Raw genomic sequence first — 3,401 nt, 5'->3', positions numbered from 1 at the left:
CCGCCTACGACAAGGGAGCCGCGCTGCGTGAACGCGCAGCAGGCTCCGGCGAGGCCTAGGACGGTGGGTCCCCAGCCGCCGAGGAAGCCGTCGGGGTCTTCGGCGCGGGGGGTGACCGATCCGGTCCGCTACCCCCAGCACGCTCCGGCACCGGTGCGCACCAAGCGCGCCTTCGTCCTGCTGCTGCTGACCCTGCTCGTCCCGGGCAGCGCGCAGATCGTGGCCGGGGACCGCCGGCTGGGCCGGCGCGGCCTGGCCGTGACGCTGCTGGCCTGGGCGGCCATCCTGGCCGCGGCCGTCATGGCCCTGGTGAACTGGCCGCTGCTGGTGAACCTGGCCACCGACCGGTGGGGTTCGCTGGCCCTCGTGGTGGTGCTGGCCGCGCTGGCCCTGTTCTGGGCGTTCCTGTTCCTGAACACCCTGCGCATCATCAGGCCGAACCTGCTCGCCCCGGGCGCCAAGCCGGCGGTGGCGGTGACGCTGGTTGCCCTGATGGTGCTCACCAGCGGCAGCCTGGGCTACGCCGCCTACATGCTCAACGTGAGCCGCAACGCCTTCAGCTCCATCTTCGAAACCCGGCCCGCGTTCGACCCGGTGGACGGCCGCTACAACTTCCTGCTCATGGGCGGCGACGCCGGCGCCGGACGGGTCGGGCTGCGCCCGGACAGCATCCAGGTGGTCAGCGTCGACGCGAAGACCGGCCAGACCGTCATGTTCGGCATCCCGCGCAACTTCCAAAACGCCCCGTTCCCGGCGGACTCGCCGATGCACGAGGTCTATCCGGAAGGCTTCAGCTGCGGTGACGAGTGCATCATCAACGCCCTCTACGTCGACGTGGAGCAAAACCACGCCGACCGCTACCCTGACGCCAAGAACCCGGGCGCGGAAGCCATGAAGGACGCCGTGAGCGGGATCCTCGGCATCGAGATCCAGGCGTATGCCCTCGTGGACATGGACGGCTTCGAAGCCCTGGTCGACGCGATGGGCGGCATCACGGTCAAGGCCGGCGGCTGGGTGCCTATCTCCAACAGGACCATCCCCGGCACCAATCAGCACTACCCGCCGAAGGGCTGGATCGCCCCGGGCGTCCAGGAGCTCGACGGCTACCACGCCCTCTGGTACGCTCGCTCCCGCGAATTCGCCACCGACTATGACCGCGTCCAGCGCCAGCAGTGCGTCATGTCGGCGATGGTCAAGCAGCTGGACCCGGCAACGGTGCTGACCCGCTTCCAGCAGTTGGCCGAGGCCGGCGAACAGGTCGTCGAGACGGACATCCCCAGTTCCCAGCTGGGCAGCTTCGTCTCGCTGGCGCTGAAGGCCAAAGACCAGAAGGTGAAGCGACTGACCATCGGACCGCCGGACTTCGGCACCGCGGCGGAGAATTTCGTCACCTACCCCGACTTCTCGCTGATCCACCCCCGGGTCCAGGAGATGTTCACCCAGGAAGAGCAGACCGGGCAGAAAAAGCGCAAGGACGACGGCGGCGGCACCGGTGGCGGCAACGGCACCGGCGGCGGAGAGACCACTGCCGGCGAGGGCGGGGCCGGCCCCGCGGACGAGGCGGCACCGGATGCCGCCGACGCCCCGGAGGCGCCGGCGGAACCCCAAGTCACCGCCGAGTACCTCCAGCAGCTGGCCGAGATCGGCGATACCGCCACGCTCGGTGCCCTGGTGGCCAACAACGGCAAGTGCTCGGTCCCCTGATCCGGGCCTGATGCCGCGCCCGGTCAGGCGGCATCCCCCCGGTGCCGGGCGGACCGGCGGAATGCCGCAACGGCGCGGGGTCTGAGAGGATCGTTGGAACAAGGACGAGGAAGAGGCTTCACATGTATCGGTTGACGAATGTAGTGCGTCCCTATGCCTGGGGCTCGACGACGGCGATTGCCGAGCTGTTCGGGCGGGAACCGTCCGGCGGGCCGGAAGCCGAACTCTGGATCGGCGCGCACCCCGACTCCCCGTCAAGGGTGCAGCTGGCCGGCGGCGAACGGCCGCTCGACGAGTTCATCAAGGAGAATCCCGGCGCCGCCCTGGGCGAGACGGTCCTGGGCATGTTCGGCGCCACGCTGCCGTTCCTGACCAAGGTCCTGGCCGCCGACTCCGCGTTGTCGCTCCAGGTCCACCCCACGCTGGAGCAGGCCCGTGCGGGGTTCGCCGCGGAGAACGCCGCCGGCATCTCCTTCAACGACCCGCAGCGCAGCTACCGCGACGACAACCACAAGCCGGAGATGATCTTCGCGCTCAGCGACTTCCAGGCGCTGTGCGGTTTCCGCCCCCCGCGCGACGCCGCGCGGCTGCTGGCCGGGCTGAAACCACGGCTGGCGGACGCCGGGGCGGCCCTGGAGCTCCTGGACGAGGTCCTGGAGCTGCTGGATGGTGCCGACGAGGAGGCGGCCCTGCGCGGTGCTTTCCTGGCGCTGCTCGACGGCGGAGAGCGCTCCACCCGGCTCGCCGCGGACACGGCCCGCCTGCTGGCGGACGCGCCGGCCGGCAGCCTGGGCACCGAATACGCAGCGGTCGCCCGCCTGGGCGAACTGTATCCGGGCGATCCCGGTGCGTTGATCTCGCTGCTGCTGAACCTGGTCGTCCTCTCCCCCGGCCAGGCACTGTGCCTGCCGGCCGGAAACATCCACGCCTACCTGCAGGGCCTCGGGGTGGAGGTCATGGCGGCCTCGGACAACGTGCTGCGCGGCGGGCTGACACCGAAGTTCGTCAACGTGCCCGAACTGGTGAAAATCACCGACTTCCGGCCGATCTCCCCGCCCATGGTGAAACCGACCATGACCGATGCCGGCCAGGAACTGTACTGCCCGCCCTTTGCCGAGTTCCAGCTCCAGCGCATCGAACTGCCCGACGGCGGCAGCCCGGTGCCGCTGGCCCAGCACGGTCCCGCGATCGTGCTGGCCGTATCCGGCAGCGTGCTGCTGGACTCCCCGAAGTCCGACCTGATGCTTGGCCGCGGCGAGGCGGCGTTCATCCCCGACACGGAACAACCGGTGAACGTCCATCCGGCCGGAGACACCGGAACGGGCGCCGTGCTGTTCGCGGTGACGACCTCGGGCAGCACGCATGAATTCGACCAACAACGAACGGGAGCAACACTTTGACCGCTTCGATCCTGCAGTCCGCGCCGTGGGCCGACTTCCAACGCAGCCTGGGCAAACAGGTCTTCGAACGCAGCGGTGACGGCTGGAACTTCCTGGCCATCGCGGAAAAGACGCCCCTGGGCCGGTTCCTGTACGTCCCGTACGGCCCGGCCGCGGCGGACAACGCCGCCCTGATCCGGGCGCTGGCCGCCCTGCAGTCCCTGGCCGCGGAACAACGCGCCCATTACGTGCGGATCGAACCGGTCGGCACGGACCTCGGCCAGCGGCCGCAGTCGGCGCTGCAGTCGCTGGGCCTGG

General features: G+C 69.9%; 2 protein-coding genes and 1 pseudogene. All 3 read left to right on the top strand.

Annotated elements, in window-relative coordinates; translation table 11 throughout:
* Positions 1 to 111: 111 nt before the first annotated feature.
* Positions 112 to 1,704 carry an LCP family protein gene (locus AC5RV2_RS15985; RefSeq protein ID WP_494093149.1) on the top strand — a complete coding sequence of 531 codons (1,593 nt, stop codon included), beginning with the start codon at positions 112 to 114 and terminating at the stop codon, positions 1,702 to 1,704.
* Positions 1,705 to 1,826: 122 nt separating this feature from the next.
* Positions 1,827 to 3,104 carry a mannose-6-phosphate isomerase, class I gene (gene manA / locus AC5RV2_RS15980; RefSeq protein ID WP_494093148.1) on the top strand — a complete coding sequence of 426 codons (1,278 nt, stop codon included), beginning with the start codon at positions 1,827 to 1,829 and terminating at the stop codon, positions 3,102 to 3,104.
* Positions 3,101 to 3,401: pseudogene (locus AC5RV2_RS15975) on the top strand (methicillin resistance protein); the annotation flags it as partial. The gene manA and the pseudogene AC5RV2_RS15975, both read left to right, overlap by 4 nt.

It is taken from the genome of Arthrobacter sp. Y3225116 (assembly GCF_059091245.1).
Note: the sequence above shows the minus strand (reverse complement) of the source record. Positions and strands in the feature narration are given on the sequence as shown.